Below are 17,737 nucleotides of genomic sequence, written 5' to 3' on the forward strand. Positions count from 1 at the left end.
AATGGCAGAAAAGACAGGAAAAGCATTTGATTTCAAATTGTTTAGACGATTGGTGACTTATACAAACCCTTATAGGCTTACTTTTTATTTTGTTGCGCTTTCGGCTATTTTGTTATCAGTGTTTGCTGTGTTAAGACCTTACTTTTTACAACAAGTTATCGATAAAAGTATAATTTCCAGAGATAATGAGTTATTGGTCGTTTTTATTTCTTTAATGGGAGGAGTTTTATTACTCGAGGTGATATTTCAATTTCTATTTATTTACTTCGCGAATTGGTTAGGGCAACAAGTAATCCTGGATTTAAGGGTGAAGTTGTTTGATCATATGCTTGGCTTCAAAAAGCAGTATTATGATAAGTCGGCGGTAGGAAGATTGGTTACAAGAGCTGTAAGCGATATAGAAACGATTGCTAGTATTTTTAGTCAGGGACTGTTTATGATCATAAGTGACTTATTAAAGATGTTGGTGATCTTGGGGTATATGTTTTACCAAAGTTGGCAGCTTACTTTACTAGTATTATTGGTTCTTCCATTAATCGTATATGCAACAAGGGTATTTCAAAAGAAAATGAAAGCTGCTTTTGAAGAGGTTAGAACTCAAGTTTCGAATCTAAATTCGTTTGTACAGGAGCGTATTACGGGTATGAAAATCGTACAATTGTTTACCCGTGAGAAAACAGAGTATGCCAATTTTAAAGAAATTAACGAGAAACATAAGAAGGGTTGGATAAAGACCGTTTGGTATAACTCTATCTTCTTTCCGATCGCTGAAATGTCTAGTTCGGTGACTATTGGTTTAATTGTTTGGTTTGGTGGGTTGAAAGCAGCTCAAGGAGATGTTATTACTCTGGGAGTTGTGATTGCTTTCATTGAATTATCTCAAATGCTTTTCAGGCCTTTACGCCAAATAGCAGATAAATTTAATACTTTACAAATGGGAATGGTTGCAGCCAATCGTGTTTTTGCTGTTCTCGATACAGATTCTAAAATAAAGGATAATGGGCAACTAGTATTAGATGAAGTAAAAGGTAAAATAGGCTTTGAAAATGTAAGATTTAGCTATCTTAAAGATGAAGAGGTTTTGAGAGGAATTTCCTTTCAGGTAAATGCAGGAGAAACGGTTGCTATTGTTGGAGCTACTGGTGCTGGAAAATCTACTATTATTAATCTATTGAGTAGATTTTATGAAATAGATAGCGGTGTCATTTCTATTGATGATCAAAATATAGAAGAAGTACGTTTGAAATCTTTAAGAAGTCATATTGCTGTAGTACTTCAGGATGTGTTCTTGTTTGCAGATACAATTCTTAATAATATAACCTTGAATAATCCAGATATTACTGAAGAAGAGGTGAAAAACGCAGCCAAAGAAATAGGGATTCATGAATTTATAGAAAGTTTGCCAGAAGGTTATCATTACAATGTAAAGGAGAGAGGAGTAATGCTCTCTTCGGGACAACGGCAACTAATATCTTTTCTGAGAGCTTATGTTACAAACCCTGGAATTTTGGTGCTAGATGAAGCTACATCATCAATAGATTCTCATAGTGAACAGTTAATACAAGATGCGACTAACAAGATTACTCAAGGGAGAACTTCAATTGTAATAGCTCATAGATTAGCAACCATAAAAAATGCCGACAAAATTATTGTCATGGACAAAGGTCAGATTGTCGAAGAAGGAAATCATCAGGAATTACTTAAAATTACCGATGGGTATTATAGAAACTTATACGAAGTACAATTTGCTACCGCGGTCGATTAATTTTGGGCATTTAGTTCCTGCAAATCTTTTAGATCAATTATCCCTGTTAAGACAATCAATACACTTAAAATGATTGAGACAATAATATAGAAAACTCCGCTTACCAAAAAGAATAGTAGTGTTTTCAGTATAATTTTCTTCCAACTAAGGTTGTAAAGTCTTTTTAGGACATACGCTATATATATTATGTATACCGGGAATTGTAATAAGGTAGCTTCCATGCTTACCTCCAGCAATGTGATAGGTATTAATACTAAAGTTACTATAGTAACAATATGTGAGTAGGCGTATAGGTAAATAACCAAGTGCTCAGTAAAATTGTATTTTTTATAATTTAAAAAAACAACTTTCGAAACTATAGCAAGTAATGGTATAGATGAAAAATTGAGAATCGTCTGGTATTTAAAAATGAAGTCCATTACTGCTTTATTAGCTTTTATGGCAGCTTCTGTAGGAGAACCACTAGTAGAAAATTCTCTTAAGGTGTCTTCAAGAAAAAAAGAGTAAAGTCCTAGTATAGTAAGTGAAATGGCAAAATATCCAAAAGCATTGATATATCTTTTACGCATTCCATGAATATATCCATCGATGACCTCTTCGGGCTTTGTAAATAAGTGAATAAAAGTTTTGACTATGGAATTGTCAAGATTGAAAAATCGTTCTACAAGCTCATTTACAAGATTTTTGAAGGTAATTCTTCTGGTAATTTTTTTAGCTCCACAGTTAGGGCAAAAATTATACCCGGTAATTTGTGTTCCGCAATTTTTACAGTGTGTGATGGTAATTTTATCCCCCATTAAGTAAGGTCTCTTTTTATTTTTTCTTCCAATTCTTCTTTTGTTTTAAACATAACAAACTCTCCATTTTTTATATACGATAGTTTGCCTGTTTCTTCACTTACTACCAAAGCCAATGCGTCGGTCTTTTCGGTAATACCAACAGCAGCTCTATGACGAAGTCCAAACCGTAAAGGCATGGTGCTATCATTGGTAACAGGTAGTATTACCCGAGTTGCCAGAATATGATTATCTTCAATAATCATTGCCCCATCGTGAAGGGGGCTGTTTTTGTAAAAAATACTTTCTATAATTGGTGTGTTTACTAAAACATCCATTGAATCCCCAGTGGTTTTTACAAAATCTAAAGAAGTGTTTCTTTTTATCACGATAAGAGCTCCCGTATGTGTGGTTCCCATACTATTGCAGGCTTCTACTATAGCTTTAATATTGGTTACACTATCTTCTGGGGTATCTCGAATGAATTTAAGTTGCCTAAGAAATTTTCTTCTTCTTCCAAAGTTGGTAGATCCTATCATCAAGAGAAATTTTCTAATTTCTTGTTGAAATACAACAATCAAAGCAAACATTCCCACTCCAATAAATTCACCTAAAACACTACTAAGCATTTCCATGGCAAGAAACTGAGTAAGTTTCCAAACCAAATAAATAATAACAATACCTATAAAAATATTGATAGCCGCAGTTCCTTTAACCAGCTTATAGATATAGTACAGAAGAAAAGCAACGAGTACAATATCTAATATATCAAGTATTCTAAGGTTGATTAAATCCAAAAGTTTGCTGTTTTTGTAAAAATAGAAAAAAATTAATGTTTGAGCTGTTGTACTAGAGTAATACATTCTAAGGCTTCTTTTACGTCATGCACTCTAAGTATTGATGCATTGTTTAGTAAAGCAATGGTATTAAGAACTGTAGTGCCATTTAAAGCTTCAGATGGTTTGGTGTCAAGAGTTTTGTAAATCATCGATTTTCTTGATAACCCTGCTAATATAGGGACCTCATGAATAGCTATAAGACTCATGTTTTTGAGTAACTCGAAATTCTGAGCACTGTTTTTGGCAAATCCAAATCCAGGATCGATAATAATATCATTAATTCCATGTTTTCTTGCTGTAGCGATCTTTTGTGAAAAATATAGATTTATATCGTTGAAAAGATCGTTGTATTGATCAAGAGATTTCATAGTTTGTGGGGTTCCTCTCATATGCATCATGATATATGGTACTTGCAGCGTTCCAACACAAGCTATCATTTGATCATCTAGGTTTCCGGCAGAGATATCGTTGATTATTGCGGCGCCACTCTCAATACATGCTTTGGCGATTGAACTTCTAAATGTGTCGATAGAAATTAGAATTTCGGGGAAACGTTTGATGAGTAATTCTACAATGGGGAGTATTCTTGCTTTCTCTTCTTCTTGAGAAATATGATCTGCTCCTGGGCGAGATGAATAAGCTCCTATATCTATAAACGAAGCTCCTTCTTTAAGCATTTTTTCAGTTTGTTTTATAATCTCATCTTCATCTTTATATTTTCCGCCGTCGTAAAAAGAATCTGGAGTGATATTTAAAATCCCCATTACTTTAGGGATAGATAAGTCGATTAAAGAACCTTTGCAATTTATTGTCATTACTGCGTTTTCGCGTTTTTTAGGTTTAAACTAGGGCTTAAATTGGATAATTCCCATATTAAAGCGAAATTTACGCAAAATTCAACAGTTTTATGCAAGATACGTCTGTACAATATGACGAGGTAATTACGAGGTGTCGTGATTTGTTTATAAAAAAAATGAAAGATTACGGTAGCGCCTGGAGAATCTTGAGATTACCATCTTTGACCGATCAGATATTTATAAAAGCTCAACGAATCAGAAGTCTTCAAGAGAATGAAGTGCGTAAAGTAGACGAGGGAGAGTTGCCAGAATTTATAGGAATTGTAAATTATAGCATTATGGCTCTGATTCAGATTGAAAAAGGAATTGCAGATCAACCCGATCTATCTTTAGAAGAGGCAACAGCACTATATGATAAGCACAGTCTAGTTACCAAAGAACTCATGATGAATAAAAATCATGATTATGGCGAGGCGTGGAGGGACATGCGCGTGAGTTCTCTTACTGATCTTATTATTCAAAAATTGTTGAGAGTTAAGCAAATTGAAGATAACAAAGGAAAAACTCTGGTTAGTGAAGGAATCGATGCAAATTATCAGGATATGATAAATTATGCAGTTTTTGCTATGATTCATCTGGAAAGTGCTAAATAGTGATTTAGATTAAAATACTGTTAAATAGAAAATAACAATTCTCAAACCACATTATCTTGTGTGCAGATTATCATAATTATTAAATAGAAAATGAAGATATTAGTCACTTTTTCCCGAATATTTGTAGCAGCACTTTTCTTATTCTCGGGATTTATAAAGTTAAATGACCCTTTAGGTTTTTCATATAAACTACAGGAGTATTTTGGTGAAGGAGTATTGAACTTGGAGTTTTTAATTCCATTTGCACTATTGATTGCCGTGTTCTTAGTTATTTTTGAAATTATCCTAGGGATCACACTTATATTGGGTTACCTTCCAAAGTTTACAGTTTGGTCATTACTTTTAATGATTGTCTTTTTCACGTTTCTAACCTTTTATTCTGCCTATTTTAATAAGGTAACAGATTGTGGTTGCTTTGGAGATGCGTTGCCATTAACCCCGTGGGAATCTTTTACTAAGGATGTGATTTTGTTGGTGTTAGTTTTGGTGTTGTTTTTTGGGAGACAATATATTAACCCAATTGGTAAAGAGGCTATTCATAAATACGTAGTTTTTGGTGGTTTTACTGCTTGCTTAGCATTTGCTTATCACGTTTTAATGCATTTGCCAGCTTTTGATTTTAGAGCTTATAAAATAGGAACCAATATTCAGCAAGGGATGGAAATTCCTGAAGGCGCACCTAAAGCCGAATTTGCTTATCACTGGAAATTTAATGTAAACGGAGAAGAGCAAATAGTGACCACAAGTGGGGATTATCCTCAAGTTAGTGGGAAATTTATTGGAGTAGAAACCGAAACGATTAATGAGGGATATGAACCACCAATTCATGATTTCGCCATAGAAAAGGATGGGGGAGACTATACATCAGAATTTCTTCAAAAAGAGAATTTAATTTTGATAGTCATGTACAATCTTTCGAAAAGTGAAGCAGAAGGGTTGAATGCGATTAAAACACTAACAGATAATGCTATGGCCAACGGTTATGAAGTAATTGGTCTAACCGCTTCTGGTGCTAAGGATATTTCTGAAATTAAAAGTAGATACGATCTCAAGTTTGAGTTTTACGCAACAGATGAAACTGCTTTAAAGACCATATTGCGTTCAAACCCTGGGATAGTACAATTAAAAAAAGGAACTATAGTAGATAAGCTTCATTGGAATGATGCTGATAAATTGTCGTTATAAAACTGATTTGTAAAAATTATGCTTAGGTACTTCTTTAGTAAAATAGGATATGCATTACTTACTTTGCTAGGAGTGGTAACAGTTATTTTTTTACTTTTTACATTGCTTCCCGGTGATCCTGCTCAAATGATGTTGGGACAAAACGAAACAGAAGAGCAGATACAAACAGTGCGAAAGAAATACGGTTTTGATCAACCGATTTCAAAACAGTACCTATACTATATTAATGACCTTTCTCCAATTTCTTTTCATAGTTTAGACAAAGAAAATTTTTCTTATTTAGCACCAGACAAGTATTCATACACATCGCTATTCACTATTGGAGAAACAGTGACCGTATTTAAACTTCCGTATTTAAGAGCTTCTTTTCAAAAAGATGGTAAAAGAGTAAGTGAAGTAATAAGGGAAACCTTACCTAATACGGCGATCTTAGCTATATCTGCTATTTGTATCGCTATGCTCCTTGGTATTGTATTGGGAATAATTAGTGCCATTACCAAAGATGGTTGGATAGATAGGGCTATACAATTGCTAAGTACGTTGGGGATGAGCGTTCCCTCTTTTTTTAGTGCAATAATTTTTGCCTGGTTATTTGGCTATGTATTACACGAATTTACTAACCTTAATATGACTGGTAGTTTATATGAAGTTGATGATTTTGGAGAAGGTAGTTATATACAATGGAAAAACCTTATACTCCCGGCAATAGTACTTGGTATTCGTCCTCTGGCAGTAGTGACTCAACTTATGAGAAATTCACTGCTCGAAGTAATGAGTCAAGACTACATAAGAACAGCAAAAGCCAAAGGATTGTCAATGGTGCAAATCATAAGAAAACATGCGTTAAAAAATGCACTTAACCCTGTTGTGACTGCAATTTCAGGATGGTTTGCTTCAATGCTAGCTGGAGCAGTATTTGTAGAATATATCTTTGGCTGGAATGGATTAGGAAAAGAGATAGTTGACGCCCTTAATACATTAGATCTTCCCGTTATTATGGGATCTGTGTTGGTAATTGCTACTATGTTTATACTAATCAATATATTTGTCGACATTATTTACGGATGGTTAGACCCAAGAATTAGGTTGTAACCATTATATAAAATAGTAACCACACTTTTAACCACATAATAAAGTTTAATACATGAGAAAAAAGATTGTAGCCGGAAATTGGAAAATGAATAAAAATCTGGTTGATACCAAGAGCCTACTAGAAGAGCTTAAAAGCAAAATTGGGGATGATACAACAGCCGAAATTATAGTAGCTCCTACTTTTGTGAATTTATCAACTGCTTCTGAAAGTTTACAAACTTCAAAAATAAAAGTTGCAGCGCAAAATATGCATCAGGAAGATAGTGGAGCATATACGGGAGAAATTTCTGCAGATATGTTAAAGAATATTGATGTTGATACTGTTATTTTAGGCCATAGCGAACGCAGAGCATATTTTGGAGAAACCGATGAATTACTATCTAAAAAGGTGAATGCTGCCTTGAAACATGAAATGTCTATAATTTTCTGTTTTGGTGAAGAATTGCAAGATCGTAGAAATGATAATCATTTTACTGTTGTAGAAAATCAACTAAAAAATGGTCTTTTTCATGTAGATACTTCAAGTTGGAAAAATATTGTTTTAGCCTATGAACCCGTATGGGCTATAGGCACAGGAGAAACTGCTTCTCCAGAGCAAGCTCAAGAAATGCATGCTTTTATTCGTAAGACTATAGCAGGGGCATTTGGTCAAGATGTTGCAGACAATGTGACAATACTATATGGAGGTAGTGTAAAACCTAATAATGCTAAAGAAATCTTTTCTAAAGAAGATGTAGATGGAGGACTTATTGGTGGGGCGTCACTAGATTCAGAAAGTTTTTCGGCCATTGCCGCAGCAATATAATTACGAAATGAAATAGTAAAAAAGCATCTCATGACTTGATCAGAGGTGCTTTTTTAATGATGATAAAATACGTTGTACATAAAATATAAAAGATGACGAATCCAATATATCTGGGGTATTATTTTAAAATTTCTCCAACCCAACCTGCTTCTGAAATATTAATTGCCGAATTGGGGTATGCAGGTTTTGAAAGTTTCGTAGAAACGGAGGATGGTGTGAATGCATATATTCAAAAAGAAGATTGGAATGAAAATATTCTTGTAGATATTCATGTTTTGAATTCTGATGAATTTAAAATTGAGTATACTTTTGAAGAAATTGAGCAGATAAATTGGAATGAAGAGTGGGAAAAAAACTTCAATCCTATTGTAGTCGATGAAAGATGTAGTGTTCGTGCACCATTTCATGATAAACCAAATACAGAATATGATATCATTATAGAGCCTAAGATGTCATTCGGGACTGGTCATCATGAAACCACGCATATGATGATACAGCATCTGCTAAAGGCAGATCTAGAGGGTAAAAAAGTTTTAGATATGGGATGTGGGACAGGAGTGTTGGCAATTTTAGCTGAAATGAGAGGTGCTACTTCCTTAGATGCGATAGATATCGATAATTGGTGTTATCTAAATACTATTGAAAATGTAGAGCGCAATAATTGCAACCACATTCAGGCATATGAGGGAGATGTCGCTTTGCTTGAAGGTAGAAGGTATGATATAATCATAGCAAATATTAATAGAAATATTTTACTCAATGATATTCAGTACTATGCACAATCATTAAATACTGGAGGATTACTTTTTTTAAGTGGCTTCTATAGTGAAGATCTTGATCTAATTACAGAAGAGTGTAAAACAAGAAATTTGTTTTTTGTAAACAACCTAGAGAGAAATAATTGGATTGCAGCATCTTATGAGTTAAAATGATCTTATTTTTATACATAATAAATAAGTAAGTTATTATATTTGTACTACCAAAATAGTATCTCATGAATACCAATGAAAAAGTATTAGAAGAAGTTCTCGAAAAGTCTGTTGATCAGGGTAATAACGAGATTGTTTTATATAATGATGATGTAAATACCTTTGATCATGTCATTGATACCTTAATTTATTCATGTGAGCACACTCCTATTCAAGCAGAACAATGTGCTTGGTTGGTACATTATAAAGGAAAATGTACGGTGAAAACAGGGGTGTATGAAGAACTTGTGCCCCGCTGTTCTAAGTTGTTAGAGGCAGGGTTAAGTGCCGAGATTGTGTAAAGAATAATCTGAAACTATATAAAAAACGCTCTTTTTAAAAGGGCGTTTTTTGTTTTTTATAAGGTTGTTTTCTTGTTATTTAAGAGATCAATATTTACGAATTTGTTATATATTTTTATTTTAAGATTTTTTTAACATATTGTAGTTAAATTTTATATTTTGTAAGAAAAAACTTTCTTTTATAGCCATTGGTCGATCTTTAGCTATTTTTTTTAGATTTCTTTAACAAGTGGCAAGTTATCACTTGTTTTCAGTTCTTGTAGTGTTATTTTCCTTGTAAAATTGTGTGTAGTTGATCGATTTTTATTTTGATTAAAACGAGGTGTTTTTTCATTTTCTTTACATTAATCTTACGGTTTTACCGTATTTTCAACAAATAGTTCAAAATATTAACTCATATTTCAAAAAAAATATCATATCTTCAACCCGCAAAAAATATAAAAGTTCAAAGCTTTTACATAATTGTACGCAAAGTGAAACGTCACAATTTTACTTTGTAAAGTAACTACACAAACTCAACTTATTAAAATGAAAAAAATCAAAGTACTAGCGCTATGCGCTATTGTAGCAGGTTTTGCTACATCTTGTCAAAAAGACGACATCGCCAACGAAACTGCACCAGAGGTAGCATCAGTAGAACTTTCAAAAGAACATCAATTAGCAGTTGCAGCAGCAGGAGTTAATCCATTTGATGCTATTTATAAAACTGTAAATTATCCAGATGGAACTTCAAAGAAAGGAATTCTTGCTGGAACAAAAGGTTTTCAAGATATCTTTATTGCTTTAGATGATCTTGCTAATCAAGCACTTAATGGTGATCTTAAACAATACAGAACTAATGCATTAGTAAGTCAAGGACGTACTATTCGTGTTGTTGGATATACTGGTAATGGTTTTGCGTTAACTTCTCGTATGAGAACTGGTTTACAGTGGGCTGTAAACAACTATAACAGAATCAATACTTCTTTAACTTTCACACTTTCTTTTGCTGCCACTACTAACGGAGATATGATCGTATATAACGCTGGTGGTTCAGGAGCAGGAGGACAAGCTGAATTCCCAAGTGGAGGAAGACCAGGTAAATTCATCCAAATTTTAGGTGGTATGGCTAACCAAAACAACAACGTAAATGAGCACGTTATTGGGCACGAAATGGGTCATGCACTTGGTTTCAGACATACAGATTACGCACAAAGAAGATGTGATGGTAGTAACGAAGGTACTGCTGGAAGCATTGGAGCAGTGCATATCCCAGGAACTCCAACTGCAAACAGATGGGGACAAGCTGGTTTAGACTCTGGATCATTAATGATTTCTTGTTTCGACGGAAGCGAGGATGGAGAATTTAGTGCTGCAGATATTAGAGCGCTAGAGTTCTTATACTAAGAGTCAATAAACAAACAAATAACAAATAGCTTTGAACAATATTGCAACCATCCCGGTGAGTTTCGGGATGGTTTTTTTATTTTAAGATTTTATCTCTCCAGAACTTATTGCCTGTTCTAAATCAATTTTTACAGTAGCAATGGATTTAAAAAATTTAAGTCCGTCTTTTCTTTTTACAGTCACTACTTTTTTACCTTCCCTATTACTCTCAACAGCGGTAACAATTACCTTTTTACCAGCTAATGCCTTGTAATTTGCAATGCCTCCCTTTTTTATGATAAAGTTGGTTTTAGGAAAATGAAAATGTTCAAATTCCTGGTTTGAAGGTTGTCCAATGATAAGTTCATTTCCTACTTCTATAGAAGTTTGTGCGTCTGTGTTGTTTTGTTGGGCAAATATGCCTGAAATTGCTAAAAGCGCAATAAATAGTATTTTTTTCATGTCTTAATTTATTTATTGATGATTTTGAGTTAGTTTTTTTACAAATTTAATAAATATACATGGCTTTTATAACATTGTACATAGGTTAAATAAAAGTTAATCTGTTATACTATGATAGTAATACTATTATATTTGCACTGTTTATTTTTAATATTGCGAATAAATGAAACATTTACTTCAGGATCTTAAGGTTAACATTAATGATAAGATTTACATTAAAGATCCAGAATCGTCAGATTTAGGAAAACGTATTATAGAGCATAGTATTCTAATGATACAGGAGATAGGTTTTGAAAGTTTTACATTTAAAAAACTTGGAGAGAAAATTGGTTCGAATGAAAGTTCTATATACCGATATTTTGAGAATAAGCATAAACTATTGTTATATCTTACATCGTGGTATTGGGGTTGGTTGGAGTATCAATTGGTGTTTGCCACCAACAGTATTTCTAATCCGGAAGAAAAGTTAAAAAGAGCCATAGAGATCATTACGCAAACGATTAAGGAAGATTCTTCATTTTCTCACATTAATGAAGTGCTTTTAAACAAGATCGTTATTAATGAGTATTCCAAATCATATTTAACCAAAGAGGTAGACCATGAAAATAAAGAAGGTTATTTTTTAATTTATAAGCGTTTGGTTACACGGTTAAAGGAGATGATTCATGAGGTTGATAAAAAGTACAAATATCCCTCTAGTTTAGCTAGTACTATAATAGAAGGCGCGCTTCATCAGCATTTCCTTAAAGAACATTTTGCTACAATTACAGATTGTAGTGAAGATGTTTCCCCGTCTACATATTTCATCGACTTAGTTTTTAAATCTTTAAAGTAATCTACATATGGCCAAAACCGTATTAACTGCTTGGCAAAGGCTTGTTGGTCTTTTACAGCTTGATAAAAAAGACATCTTACAAACATTCTATTACGCAATTTTTGCAGGGTTAGTTAATTTATCTCTTCCTTTGGGAATACAAGCGATTATTAACCTTGTGCAAGGTGCACAAATAAGTACATCATGGGTTATTTTGGTGATTCTTGTTACGCTGGGAGTAGTTTTTGCTGGAATGCTTCAATTAATGCAAATTAGAATTATTGAAAATGTACAGCAAAAAATATTTACAAGGGCATCTTTTGAGTTTACATATCGCTTTCCGAAAATAAAAATGAGCGAGTTACGCAATTATTACCCACCAGAGTTAGCTAATCGGTTTTTCGATACATTAACTACTCAAAAAGGGTTAGCCAAAATTCTGGTTGATTTTCCTGCGGCTTTGCTTCAGATCATTTTTGGTTTGATGCTGCTGTCTTTCTATCATCCATTCTTCATTATTTATGGAATTCTTTTATTACTGCTTGTATATGTTGTGTTTAAATACACGGCAAAAAGAGGGTTAGAGACCAGTCTTAAAGAGTCTAAAAGTAAATATAAGGTTGCACATTGGATTCAGGAAATTGCCAGATCTATTGTTAGTTTTAAGCTTTCTGGAAAAACAAGTTTGGCCTTACAAAAAAATGACAATTTAGTGACTGAATATCTCGCAGCTCGTGAAAGCCATTTTAAGATTTTAGTGATTCAGTTCATACAAATGATTGGATTCAAGGTATTAGTAACCGCAGGTCTATTACTTATCGGAGGAATACTGGTATTAAATCAGGAAATGAATATTGGTCAATTCGTAGCAGCAGAAATTATTATCGTTTTAGTAATTGGTTCTGTTGAAAAGTTAATTACAGGTTTAGAGTCGTTTTATGATGTACTAACCTCTCTTGAGAAATTAGGTCAGGTTGTAGACAAAGATTTAGAGCCACAAACAGGCGAGAAGCCATTTAAAGAAGATGAAGGATTTACAGTAGAGCTTGATCATGTATCCTTTGCTACGCCAGAGGCTGGGAAAAGGATTCTGGATGATATTTCATTAACTATTACTAAAGATTGTACCATTTTGGTGCAGGGGTCAAATGGGTCTGGGAAATCTACATTACTTCGACTTATTGCTGGGTTAATTCAGCCAGATACCGGTAAGGTATATGTAAATAATGTAGATCTAAGAGGTATTAACCTAAATTATTACAGAGCATATTTGGGACAGTCTTTAACAGAGGAATCACCGTTTGAAGGTACTATTCTTGAAAATATTACGTTTGGCGATACATCGATACCTCATGAAGATGTGTATTGGGCACTAGAACAAGTAGGGCTAACACAGTATGTCAAAGAGCAACCAGGAGGACTTAGCACTATTATTCATCCCGAAGGGAAACAGATATCTTACACAATTTCTAAAAAGATAGTGTTAGCAAGAAGTATTGTAAGAAAACCAAAACTTCTGATCTTAAAAGATCCATTAGATCAGTTTGATGAAAGTGAAGTTGCTCGTATTATGGATTTTCTAACAGCTCCAGAAAGGCCATGGGCATTGGTTGTTGTAAGTCAAAATAATAAGTGGGCTACAAGATGCGGTCGCATCATACAAATTGAAAACGGAAAAATTGTTAGTGAAAAATAAAGTCTTATGTTGAATATTTCTCATAATACATTAAATAAGAAGGTAGATCTTTCTGAATATAAAGCTATAAAAAAAGTGTTTCATAGAAGGCACTACAAATATTTTAATCAGTTTTTGTTGGTTTTTGCCTTGATAGCTGTGATTATCATGTTTCTACCATGGACACAAAATATTTCAGGAGCTGGTAGTGTAACGACTCTTAAGCCGGATCAAAGACCACAAACTATTCAATCACCAATACCTGGGAGAATAGAACAATGGTATGTAAAAGAGGGAGATTTTGTTAGAAAAGGAGATACGATTTTGCATATTTCCGAAGTCAAAAACGAATATTTTGATCCCAATTTGGTAGAGCGAACAGGACAGCAGATTAAAGCGAAATCTATGTCGGTTACTTCATATCAGGAAAAAGTAAAAGCTCTAGAGGTGCAAGCGGGTGCTTTGGCAAATGAAAGGGGGCTAAAACTACAGCAAGCAAAAAACAAACTAATGCAGTCTCGATTGAAAGTGCAGAGTGATAGTATTGATTTGGAAGCAGCCAAAACCAATATTACTATTGCTCAACGACAATACGATCGTACAGTACAATTAGAAAGCGAAGGTTTAAAAGCTTTGACTGATGTAGAAGAGAAAAGATTAAAACTTCAAGAAACACAGGCTAAATTGATTTCTCAAGAAAATAAACTTTTGGCGAGTAAGAACGATGTAATTAATGCTGAGGTAGAGATAAGTCGTATTAACGCCGAGTATACCGATAAGATTTCAAAAGCGAGAAGTGATAAGTTTACTGCTCAATCTAGTCAGTTTGATGCCGAAGCGCAAGTAACAAAATTAGAAAATGCATATACCAACTATGAGATTAGAAACAAGTTGTATTACATTCTAGCCCCGCAAAATGGGTTTATAAATAAAGCTATACGATCAGGAGTAGGGGAAACCTTTAAAGAAGGGGATCGATTGGTGAATATAATGCCTTCAGACTATGATCTTGCTGTAGAAACTTTTGTAAAACCTATTGACTTACCGTTAATTCATATAGGAGAGAAAGTAAGAATACAGTTTGATGGTTGGCCAGCGATTATATTTAGTGGGTGGCCTAATGTATCTTATGGTACGTATGGAGGAAAGGTTGTAGCCATAGAAACTTTCATAAGTGATAACGGTAAATATAGAGTGCTCATTGCTCCTGATAAAGAAGATTATGAGTGGCCAAAAGACATAAGAGTTGGGTCTGGAGCAAATTCTCTAGCACTTCTCGAAGATGTACCTATTTGGTTTGAGTTATGGAGAAAGCTAAATGGTTTCCCTCCAAATTATTATCAACCTGCTGGACAAACTGCAAAAGCCGAAAAAAAGTAAAATGAAGAACCCCGTTTTATATCTATTACTGTTTTGTAGTATGTTAATGTATGCTCAGGAAACAGAACCGCTGGTACTTAAGTTTGAGGAATACCTTGGCTATGTGAAAAAATATCACCCAGTTGCCAGGCAAGCCGAATTAAACATAAATATTGGAGAGGCCAATCTTATGAAGGCTAGGGGTGGTTTTGATCCCAAACTTGAGGTAGATTATGATCGTAAAAAATTTAAAGGTAGCGAGTATTATGATTTACTAAATGCTACGTTCAAAATTCCTACTTGGTATGGCGTAGAGTTTAAAGGAGGTTTTGAACAAAATGATGGGATATTTTTGAACCCTCAAAATTTTGTTCCTGAAGACGGACTGTTTAATGCTGGAATTTCGGTATCGGTTGCACGAGGTTTATGGATAAATGAACGGATGGCCACTTTGAAAAAAGCCAAATTTTTTAGAGAACAAACTAAGGCAGACAGAGATTTGCTTGTAAATGATATTCTTTATGATGCATCCTTGGCGTATTTCAATTGGTTAAAGGCGTATAACGAGAAAGAGATTTATGATAATTTTTTAAATAATGCAGAAATAAGATTTGAAGGTATTAAGAAAAGCGTTTTAGCTAGAGATAAAGCTGCTATAGACACAGTAGAGGCCAAAATTACGGTTGATAATCGAAAATTGAGCTTAGAGCAGTCTAAAGTAAAACTTGTGAAAGCTTCATTAGAGTTATCTAATTTTTTATGGTTGGAAGGAGATGTACCCATAGAGTTACAACCAAACGTAATTCCAGATAATAATTTAGGAGAAATCATTGATATCACTCTCGAAATACAGGGAAATCCACTGAGCGATTTTACCATAGAGAATCATCCTAAATTAAAGTCATTGGAATATAAAATCGAAGGTCTAGAGGTAGATAGAAGGTTGAAAGCGAATAAGTTATTGCCTAAAATAGATTTGGAGTATAATTTCCTGACAGAAACCCCAGATATAGCTAATTCTTTTGCTGCTCAAGAATATAAAGGAGGAGTAACATTTAGATTTCCTTTGTTTTTAAGAAAAGAAAGAGGAGATTTAAAACTTGCTAAGTTTAAAGTGCAAGATGCAGAATTTGAAAGAAAAACAACTGAGGTGAATATTCAAAATAAGATTAATGCCATTTATGCGGAATTAGAGTCTTTTGAAACACAAAATGCATTGATCGATGATATTGTAAGGGACTACAATACATTGCTGGCCGCAGAGGAGCGTAAGTTTAGTTTTGGAGAGAGTTCGTTGTTTCTGATAAACTCCAGGGAGCGTAGTCTTATAAATGCACAATTAAAGGGAGTTGAGGTACAGAACAAATTTTTTACAGCAAAAGCCAAACTTTTTAATAGCTTGGCTTTGAATCCTATGAATTTATAAGGTTAACTGAAGTTGCTTTTTAAAAGTATTTGGATATCGAAATTCTGAAAAAACTGTCTTCTCTAAAGTTTGAAAGTATAATTTCGTTATCATCAATATTATCAAAAATACGAGCTTCAATTTCTGCGGTCCAACTACTTCCAAAACGTCTGGAAGCTTCAAGACTAAAAATGGTGCTATCTGATTCTAAATCTTTAATACCCCCTATAAGGATGGAAGTGTCTTGAGTGTCGTTAAAAGCAATACGACTCCCTAAGAAAATGTCGTTTTGTAGTGCATTCAACGCTAATTCGTCCCGTTCGTCATAAAGATATTCTCCTAATAATCCTATATCTAATCCGTTTCCGTCAATATTAGAAAACGTATATTCTAACCCTGCTACCAAGGCAACAAATTCCTGTGCACTAGCATGACGGTAAATAGATTCTAATTTCCATAAAAATGCATCATGGGTAATCTGTAGATCCAGTCCGGCTTGATGAATGACAGGATAGAATGCATTAATGTTTCCTAGAGAATCAAAAGCAAAAAGAGGTTCTCTCCCATTTCCATAGAAATAAGATAGCCCTATGTCAAGAATATTGAAATAATGTTTCCAGCGAAATGCCAAGTCTTGCCTCCATTCTTTGGCACTACTTTCATATTCTAAATCCTCTTTGTCAATAACCACAGGAAAGCGCAATCGTCCTTTATCTCCTGCAAACGTTCTTTTGCGATGATAAGGGAGATAAAAGAAATCGAATGTTCCAAATTTTTGGGTGATCCAGGTGAATTGAGCCATTGGTTGCCCTAACTTTTCTTCTCCGTCGAAAGTCTCTACGGCATCGGTTTGATTAATAATGTCTACCAGATGGTTACTTTCTGTAACTCCCCAATATACTTTTTTAAGTCCTAGACTAAATTCCCAATTGTTTTTGGCTTTTTGATAATATAATTCTCTAATGTCCCAATGGGTACGTTCCTCATCTACATCAAGGCGAAAAAAACCTTTAAAATTGATGCTTTCATAACCTTTATTCCAGCTTATTGCATATTCTGGTCGTATGGCAAATGAGGGGAAATGATCCTTTTGTTCTTCAAATAAAGCATCGTCATAAAAGTATCGATATTCGGCCTCAAGTTCCATTTCAAAATCATGAGTAGTTTTTTTAGAATTGTCTTCTTGTGCATACGTGTTTAAACCAGATAGTACAAGAATAACCAATAAGGAGATGTGTACAATTTTCATGTATTCGTATTTTTCAACCTTTGATCTTTTACCATCCCTAGAATTGTGATAAATATCCCGATTAGAATAATAAAGAGAAGCATAATGAAAAAAGGATTTTGATACAAAAAATAAAAACCGATAGAACAGATACAAAAGAATATCCGAACAGGGATGGTCCATTTATAAATATTCTGGGCTTTGTACCAAAATATTAGTAGTATAATAATCCCTAGTCCTATAAACA

At 33.9% G+C, this 17,737-nt stretch carries 17 protein-coding genes; 12 read left to right on the top strand and 5 right to left on the bottom strand.

What is annotated here, in order from left to right; all coding sequences use genetic code 11:
- Position 1 precedes the first annotated feature (1 nt).
- Positions 2–1,765 (top strand): ABC transporter ATP-binding protein, encoded by a 1,764-nt coding sequence (locus M0D21_RS09055; protein WP_248328616.1) that lies wholly within the window; start codon positions 2–4, stop codon positions 1,763–1,765.
- On the opposite strand, the gene M0D21_RS09060 is transcribed toward M0D21_RS09055, so the two are convergent.
- From M0D21_RS09060 to folP, 3 genes are read right to left on the bottom strand one after another with little or no spacing between them, the layout of a single operon-like run.
- Positions 1,762–2,562, bottom strand: coding sequence for a DUF3667 domain-containing protein (locus tag M0D21_RS09060; RefSeq protein ID WP_248328618.1), 801 nt, complete (start codon positions 2,560–2,562; stop codon positions 1,762–1,764). The genes M0D21_RS09055 and M0D21_RS09060 overlap by 4 nt on opposite strands.
- Positions 2,562–3,338, bottom strand: a complete 777-nt coding sequence (gene cdaA, locus M0D21_RS09065; protein WP_248328620.1) for a diadenylate cyclase CdaA — start codon at positions 3,336–3,338, stop codon at positions 2,562–2,564. Before cdaA ends, M0D21_RS09060 begins: the two co-directional genes overlap by 1 nt.
- 32 nt (positions 3,339–3,370) lie before the next feature.
- Positions 3,371–4,195: a dihydropteroate synthase gene (folP, locus tag M0D21_RS09070; protein WP_248328622.1), complete on the bottom strand. Its 825-nt coding sequence runs from the start codon at positions 4,193–4,195 to the stop codon at positions 3,371–3,373.
- Positions 4,196–4,287: 92 nt separating this feature from the next.
- Between folP and M0D21_RS09075 the strand changes: the two genes are divergently transcribed.
- The 7 genes from M0D21_RS09075 to M0D21_RS09105 all read left to right on the top strand — a co-directional run bounded on the left by M0D21_RS09075 (position 4,288) and on the right by M0D21_RS09105 (position 10,568).
- Entirely contained in the window at positions 4,288–4,830 is a 543-nt protein-coding gene (locus M0D21_RS09075; protein ID WP_248328624.1) for a DUF1599 domain-containing protein, read from the top strand.
- A 90-nt stretch (positions 4,831–4,920) separates the two neighbouring features.
- On the top strand, positions 4,921–6,015 hold the full coding sequence (locus tag M0D21_RS09080) for a BT_3928 family protein (protein ID WP_248328626.1): 1,095 nt from the start codon (positions 4,921–4,923) through the stop codon (positions 6,013–6,015).
- An 18-nt stretch (positions 6,016–6,033) separates the two neighbouring features.
- On the top strand, positions 6,034–7,107 hold the full coding sequence (locus M0D21_RS09085) for an ABC transporter permease (protein ID WP_248328628.1): 1,074 nt from the start codon (positions 6,034–6,036) through the stop codon (positions 7,105–7,107).
- A gap of 52 nt (positions 7,108–7,159) precedes the next feature.
- Entirely contained in the window at positions 7,160–7,912 is a 753-nt protein-coding gene (gene tpiA, locus M0D21_RS09090) for a triose-phosphate isomerase (protein WP_248328630.1), read from the top strand.
- 92 nt (positions 7,913–8,004) lie between these two features.
- Entirely contained in the window at positions 8,005–8,844 is an 840-nt protein-coding gene (gene prmA / locus M0D21_RS09095; RefSeq protein ID WP_248328632.1) for a 50S ribosomal protein L11 methyltransferase, read from the top strand.
- Positions 8,845–8,906: 62 nt separating this feature from the next.
- Entirely contained in the window at positions 8,907–9,182 is a 276-nt protein-coding gene (locus M0D21_RS09100) for an ATP-dependent Clp protease adaptor ClpS (protein ID WP_248328634.1), read from the top strand.
- Between the two features lie 528 nt (positions 9,183–9,710).
- Entirely contained in the window at positions 9,711–10,568 is an 858-nt protein-coding gene (locus tag M0D21_RS09105; protein ID WP_248328636.1) for a M57 family metalloprotease, read from the top strand.
- 81 nt (positions 10,569–10,649) lie between these two features.
- On the opposite strand, the gene M0D21_RS09110 is transcribed toward M0D21_RS09105, so the two are convergent.
- Positions 10,650–11,009: a hypothetical protein gene (locus M0D21_RS09110; protein ID WP_248328638.1), complete on the bottom strand. Its 360-nt coding sequence runs from the start codon at positions 11,007–11,009 to the stop codon at positions 10,650–10,652.
- Between the two features lie 163 nt (positions 11,010–11,172).
- On the opposite strand from M0D21_RS09110, the gene M0D21_RS09115 reads away from it, so the two are divergent.
- The 4 genes from M0D21_RS09115 to M0D21_RS09130 are packed head-to-tail and all read left to right on the top strand — an operon-like array spanning position 11,173 to position 16,283.
- Entirely contained in the window at positions 11,173–11,844 is a 672-nt protein-coding gene (locus M0D21_RS09115; protein ID WP_248328640.1) for a TetR/AcrR family transcriptional regulator, read from the top strand.
- Between the two features lie 7 nt (positions 11,845–11,851).
- Positions 11,852–13,519 carry a peptidase domain-containing ABC transporter gene (locus M0D21_RS09120; RefSeq protein WP_248328642.1) on the top strand — a complete coding sequence of 556 codons (1,668 nt, stop codon included), beginning with the start codon at positions 11,852–11,854 and terminating at the stop codon, positions 13,517–13,519.
- 6 nt (positions 13,520–13,525) lie between these two features.
- Positions 13,526–14,878: an HlyD family secretion protein gene (locus M0D21_RS09125; protein ID WP_248328644.1), complete on the top strand. Its 1,353-nt coding sequence runs from the start codon at positions 13,526–13,528 to the stop codon at positions 14,876–14,878.
- Position 14,879: 1 nt separating this feature from the next.
- Positions 14,880–16,283: a TolC family protein gene (locus M0D21_RS09130; RefSeq protein WP_248328646.1), complete on the top strand. Its 1,404-nt coding sequence runs from the start codon at positions 14,880–14,882 to the stop codon at positions 16,281–16,283.
- Positions 16,284–16,302: 19 nt separating this feature from the next.
- On the opposite strand, the gene M0D21_RS09135 is transcribed toward M0D21_RS09130, so the two are convergent.
- Entirely contained in the window at positions 16,303–17,511 is a 1,209-nt protein-coding gene (locus tag M0D21_RS09135; protein ID WP_248328648.1) for a hypothetical protein, read from the bottom strand.
- Between the last annotated feature and the right edge of the window lie 226 nt (positions 17,512–17,737).

It is taken from the genome of Aquimarina acroporae, assembly GCF_023195925.1.
GTDB lineage: Bacteria > Bacteroidota > Bacteroidia > Flavobacteriales > Flavobacteriaceae > Aquimarina > Aquimarina acroporae.